At 68.1% G+C, this 5,577-nt stretch carries 5 protein-coding genes; 3 read left to right on the forward strand and 2 right to left on the reverse strand.

Annotated elements, in window-relative coordinates; genetic code table 11:
• Positions 1–154: 154 nt before the first annotated feature.
• A complete protein-coding gene (locus tag AC628_RS41100; protein WP_074132507.1) occupies positions 155–613 on the reverse strand; it encodes a nucleoside deaminase in 459 nt (152 codons plus the stop codon).
• Between the two features lie 131 nt (positions 614–744).
• On the opposite strand from AC628_RS41100, the gene AC628_RS41105 reads away from it, so the two are divergent.
• Genes AC628_RS41105 through AC628_RS41115 form a run of 3 tightly spaced genes read left to right on the forward strand, consistent with a single transcriptional unit; the run spans position 745 to position 4,058 of the window.
• Entirely contained in the window at positions 745–2,841 is a 2,097-nt protein-coding gene (locus tag AC628_RS41105; protein ID WP_074132508.1) for a pseudouridine synthase, read from the forward strand.
• Between the two features lie 6 nt (positions 2,842–2,847).
• Positions 2,848–3,405 carry a 16S rRNA (guanine(966)-N(2))-methyltransferase RsmD gene (gene rsmD, locus AC628_RS41110; RefSeq protein WP_074132509.1) on the forward strand — a complete coding sequence of 186 codons (558 nt, stop codon included), beginning with the start codon at positions 2,848–2,850 and terminating at the stop codon, positions 3,403–3,405.
• A gap of 38 nt (positions 3,406–3,443) precedes the next feature.
• A complete protein-coding gene (locus AC628_RS41115) occupies positions 3,444–4,058 on the forward strand; it encodes a hypothetical protein (protein ID WP_074132510.1) in 615 nt (204 codons plus the stop codon).
• Positions 4,059–4,361: 303 nt separating this feature from the next.
• On the opposite strand, the gene mutL is transcribed toward AC628_RS41115, so the two are convergent.
• Positions 4,362–5,577: DNA mismatch repair endonuclease MutL (mutL, locus tag AC628_RS41120; RefSeq protein WP_074132511.1), on the reverse strand; the 1,216-nt coding region annotated here is incomplete at its 5' end.

Genomic DNA, 5,577 nt, shown 5'->3' on the forward strand with positions numbered 1-5,577 from the left:
CGCGCAAAGGCGAAGCCTTTGCGCGGGGATGACGGGTTTGACTTGCTGCTCGCTGAGAGCTTCGTAGCCCGGATGGAGCGAAGCGAAATCCGGGAATGTCTCCGCGGAGAAATCTCCCCGGATTGCGCTTCGCTCCATCCGGGCTACAGGTTCGTCACCGCCGCTCCCTGAAGAACTCGCGCAAGAGGCGGGCAGCCTCGCTCTCGCCGACTGCGCCATAGACCTCCGGCACGTGGTGGCATGTCGGCTGCGCGAAGAAGCGGACGCCGGACTCGACCGCGCCGCCCTTGGGGTCGGCGGCGCCGTAGTACAGCCGGCGGATGCGAGCAAAGGAGATCGCGCCCGCGCACATGGTGCAGGGCTCGAGGGTGACGTAGAGGTCGCAATCGACCAGCCGTTCGGTGCCGATGGCCTCTGCAGCCTGCCGGATCGCCAGGATTTCGGCGTGCGCAGTGGGGTCGCGGTCGGTCAGCGTCCGGTTGCCGGCGGTGGCAATCACCTCATAGCCCCGCACAATGACGCATCCGATCGGAACTTCGCCCGACTTTCCGGCATTTTCGGCCGTTTTCAGCGCCAAATCCATGAAAGAAGGGGCCGACATGCCTCGTATCATCCGAAGAAACCTGCTAGTAGCTTCGCCTTCAGCAAAAGTGGATGCCGGTTTTGCGTCAAGCGCGCTGCCAATGGGGCGCGTACGACCGGTTGGCCCTTGCACCCCAATTGAACGCCCAGGCGAGAACATTCATGCCCCGCGATAGCGACAAACACAACGATTCCCGCGGCCGGCGTGATCGGCCCGGCGGTGGCCAAGGCCGCGCCGGCGGTGACAAGGGCCGCGCCGGAGGCAAAGGCCGCTCCGGAGCCGCCCGTGGACCGGACAAGAAATTCGCCAAGCGCGGCTTCGGCGGCAAGGACTTTGCCGGTAAGGGCGATGGCGAGAAGCGTCCCTACCGCCGCCGCGAAGACGGCGACGCACCGCGCCGCGATTTCAGCGACCGGCCGCGCTTCAACCGGGACGATCGGCCCCGTGGTGACCGGCCCTCGCGTGGCGGCGATGGCGACAAGCGCTCCTTCAAACCGCGTGGCGACCGGCCACGGTTTGACCGTGACGGCGATGGTGACAAGCGTTCGTTCAAGCCGCGCGGTGATCGCCCGAACTACAACCGCGACGACCGTGGGCCGCGCCGCGATCGCGACGACGCCCGCCCGGCGGGACGATCTTCCGACCGCAAATTCGGCGACAGAAAACCCTACGCATCGCGGGATCGCGATGGCGAGAAGCGGCCGTACACGCCGCGCGGTGAGCGATCCTATGGCGATCGTCCGTCGCGCGACGGCGATCGACCCGAGCGGAAATTCGGCGGCGAGCGGAAGTTCTCGCGCGGCGGCGATCGCGATCGCGGGGGAGATCGTGATCGTGGCCCGCGCAAGGATTTCGGTGATCGTCCGCCGCGCGGCGAATCCAAGCCGTGGCAGAAGCGCGAGGGCGGCTCCGATCGTCCCGAGCGTAGTTCGCGCCCGTTCCGTGACGGCCCGCGCAAGTTCGACAGGCCGCGCGATGATCGCGGCGGCGACGAGCGGCCGCGGTTTTCGCGATCGCGCGATGACCGCGAGCAGGGCGACCGTCCGAAATTCAGCCGGCCGCGCTGGAAGGGGCATGATGACGAAGGCGGCGACCGCCGCCGCGAGCGGCCGGAAGGGCGCAGGGATTGGCAAGAGCATCCGCGCAGCGAAGGCCGTTTCGGCGATCGTCCGCGCCGCGACAATGAAGATGAAAGCCAGATCTTTGCGAAGCGCCCGGCGTTCGGCGGCCGCGGTGCCTATCGCGAACGCTCCTATGATGACCGCCGCGAGCGTCCCGAGCCGAAGCCGAAGAAGTCCGGCGAGCGTATCGCCAAGGTGCTGGCGCGCGCCGGCCTCGCCTCGCGCCGCGATGCCGAGGAGATCGTCACGCAGGGGCGCGTCACGGTCAACGGACGGGTGATCAACTCGCCGGCGCTCGATATCACCGACAATGATGTCGTGGCAGTCGACGGCAAGCCGTTGCCGCCGCGCGAGCGGACCCGGCTGTTCATGTATCACAAGCCGCGCGGACTGATGACGACGCATGCCGACCCCGAGGGACGGCCGACCGTGTTCGACAATCTGCCCGAGGGCCTGCCGCGGCTGATCTCGATCGGCCGGCTCGATTTCAATACCGAGGGCCTGCTGCTGCTGACCAATGACGGCGGGCTGGCGCGGACGCTGGAGCATCCCGACACCGGATGGCTGCGCCGCTATCGCGTGCGCGCGCATGGTGAGGTGACGCAGGCGCAGCTCGACCAGCTCAAGGACGGCGTCGAGGTCGACGGCGTCAAATACGGGCCGATCGATGCGACGCTGGAGCGCGACCAGAGCTCCAACGTCTGGGTGGTGTTCGCGATCCGCGAGGGCAAGAACCGCGAGGTGCGCAACGTGATGGCGCATCTCGGGCTCGAGGTGAACCGGCTGATCCGGATCTCCTACGGCCCGTTCCAGCTCGCCGAGCTCGAGGAGGGCAAGGTCGAGGAGGTCAAGACGCGGGTGCTGCGCGAGCAGCTCGGCGAGAAGATCGCCAAGATCGCCGGTGCCGACTTCACGCGGCCGGAGCAGCGCGACGTCGGCGACGATGCGCCCGCGAAGAAGCCGAAAGCCAAGCGCGAGACCATCAATGACCGCAAGGGCCGCCGCGTGCTGGTGCAGCGCACCGGCAGCGAGGAGGCGCGCGCCCGCAACGAGGACGAGGCCAACGGCTACGGCCCGCCGCGCCGCCCCAAGCGCGGCTATCACGGCAAGCGCGATCTCAAGCCGCAGGACGAGTAAACGTCGATGCGTGTCGTCGGGGGCAGGCTGAAGGGCCGCAATCTCGCGTCGCCCTCGGGCCGCGAGATCCGGCCGACCGCGGACCGGTTGCGCGAGTCCGTGTTCAATATCCTGGTCCACGCCTACGACAACCCGATCGAGGATGCGCGCGTGCTCGATCTGTTTGCCGGCACCGGCGCGCTCGGCATCGAGGCGGCCTCCCGCGGCGCCAGGTTCACGCTGTTCGTCGACAATGGCGCCGAGGCGCGGGCGCTGCTGCGCAACAATGTCGAGTCGCTTGGCCTCGGCGGGACGACCAAGGTCTATCGCCGCGATGCCACCGACCTCGGACCGGCGCACCCGGTCGAGCCGTTCTCGCTGGTGTTTCTCGATCCGCCCTATGGCAAGGGCCTCGCCGACAAGGCGCTTGCCTCGCTGCGCAATGGCGGCTGGCTGACCCCGGGTGCGCTGCTCGTGGTGGAGGAGGCCAAGGCCGCGGCATTCGCGGCGCCCGAGGGCTTCGAGGAGCTTGAGCGGCGGGCCTATGACGACACGGAATTCGTCTTCCTTCGCGAAAAAGTGTAGGATCCTACGAGCTAATCGTCGCTTTCGGAGCGTGAACCATGGCCGATACTCTCGCCGGGCTCGCAGGTCAGCTGGAGACGCGCGTCAAGGCGTTGCGCGGCGCGGGCGATGACACAGCGCTGCTTGCGGCGGCGCGCGACGCCGCCGACCAGGTCGGGCGCCGTCGCGGCGCGCTCGATGCCGACGCGCACGAAGCGCTCAAGATGATTCAGCGGATGACGTTCAACGCCGCAGCCGATTGCTGGCCGGGCTGGGGCGTTTCGGACAAGCCGATCGACCAAGCTCATCTGCTGGCGGCGCGCGACCTTGCGGAGCACTCGCTGGATCTTGTGCAGGAGCTGGAGCTTGGGCCGGCGCGGCTCGGAACGGGCGCCTGGCTGGTGGGGGCCTTCGATCTGGCACTTGGCCGCTATGACGAGGCGATCGACATCTTTCGCGGTGCGCGTCAGAACTATCTCGCCGCGAGCGCACCCGGCCTGGTGCTGCTGACGGACGGCTATATCGCGATCGCGCGACAATTGGCCGGGGATCAGACGTCATCCCGCGATGAAGGCCTCGATCAAGTCTGCGAGCGGATCGCGACAGGCGGGTTCGAACACGGCGACGAATGGATCGCACAGCTGCGCACCGCGCTGGAGGTGTTCGCTAGGTAGCGGGATTCGTAGGATGGCAGCGACTTGTCCGCCGTAGCTCGAAGAGCGAAGGCGGAAGCGAAACCCATCATGGTGCCGCAAAGGCGATGGGTATCGCTGCGCTCCACCCATCCTACGGCCGACCTGTCGTCCCTGCGAAAGCAGGGACCCATAACCACCGAACTGTGTGATGGAGTTCGCTGGGGCCACAGCGTCGCGCAACAACAACGCCGTGTGGTTGTGGATCCCGGGTCGCGCGGAGTCTGTCATCGGGCGGCGCTTCGCGCCGACCCGTTGACTTGCCCGGGACGACGGAATGTACGGCTATCTCCGCCCGAACAGCTTCTCGATATCGCTCAGCTTCAATTCGACATAGGTCGGCCGGCCGTGGTTGCACTGGCCAGAGTTCGGCGTGTCTTCCATCTCGCGCAGCAGCGCGTTCATCTCTTCCGGCTTGAGGCGTCGCCCGGCGCGCACAGAGCCGTGGCAGGCCATGGTGGCGGCGACATGCATCAGCCGGCGCTCCAGCGGCAGCGCCTCGTCCCACTCGGCCATGTGCTCGGCGAGGTCACGCAACAGACCCGCGGCATTGGTCTTGCCGAGCAGCGACGGCGTCTCGCGCACGGCGACTGCGCCAGGACCGAAGGATTCGATCGCGAGCCCGAACGAGGCCAGCTCCTCGGCGCGGTCGAGCAGCTTCTCGACGGTCGCCTCATCGAGCTCGACGATCTCGGGGATCAGCAGGATCTGCCGCTGCACGCCGTTCTTCGCCAGCGAGGCCTTCAGCCTCTCATAGACGATGCGCTCATGCGCCGCGTGCTGATCGACCACGATGAGGCCGTCGCGAGTCTGCGAGACGATATAGGTCTCGTGGATCTGGGTGCGCGCCGCCCCTAGCGGCCTGTCGAGCAGGTCGGGCGCGGGCGCGGCCTCGAAGCGCACGTCGGCGGTCGGCGTGCCGACGTCGAAGGCGGCCTGTCCGGGTTCGGCGAAGGCCGTCGCCGCAGCGCTCTCGAAGCCGCGCATCGGACCAGTTGGATAGGACGGCGAGCTGCGCCAGTCCCAATTGCCCGGACGCGGTGGCGTGAAGGCCGGGCGGAACGCCTGCAAGGTCGCGCCGTCGGCGGTGTTGGCCGCGGTGCGCCGGCCTTCGCGTGCGAGACCGTCCTTGAGCGCATGCACGATCAGCGCGCGCACCAGGCCGGCATTGCGGAAGCGCACCTCGGTCTTGGCCGGATGCACGTTGGCGTCGACCTCTTGCGGATCGCAGGTCACGAACAGCGCCACCACCGGATGGCGGTCGCGCGGCAGATAGTCGGAATAGGCCGCGCGCACCGCGCCGAGGATCAGCTTGTCGCGCACCGGGCGGCCGTTGACGAACAGATATTGCCCGAGCGCGTTCGCGCGGGTCAGCGACGGCGCGGCGGCAAAGCCCTCGACCACGACGCCCTCGCGTTCGGCGCGCACCTCGATCGCACTGGCGCGAAAGTCCGCGCCCAGGATATCGCCGAGCCGCGTCAGCCGGCCGGCCGCGCCGGGC

Source organism: Bradyrhizobium sp. NAS96.2 (assembly GCF_001908235.1).
Lineage (GTDB): Bacteria > Pseudomonadota > Alphaproteobacteria > Rhizobiales > Xanthobacteraceae > Bradyrhizobium.

Bases quoted from the DNA above. Each gene is read 5' to 3' on its own strand.
- AC628_RS41100 (WP_074132507.1), bottom strand. From the start codon at position 613: ATGATACGAGGCATGTCGGCCCCTTCTTTCATGGATTTGGCGCTGAAA.
- AC628_RS41105 (WP_074132508.1), top strand. From the start codon at position 745: ATGCCCCGCGATAGCGACAAACACAACGATTCCCGCGGCCGGCGTGAT.
- rsmD (WP_074132509.1), top strand. From the start codon at position 2,848: ATGCGTGTCGTCGGGGGCAGGCTGAAGGGCCGCAATCTCGCGTCGCCC.
- AC628_RS41115 (WP_074132510.1), top strand. From the start codon at position 3,444: ATGGCCGATACTCTCGCCGGGCTCGCAGGTCAGCTGGAGACGCGCGTC.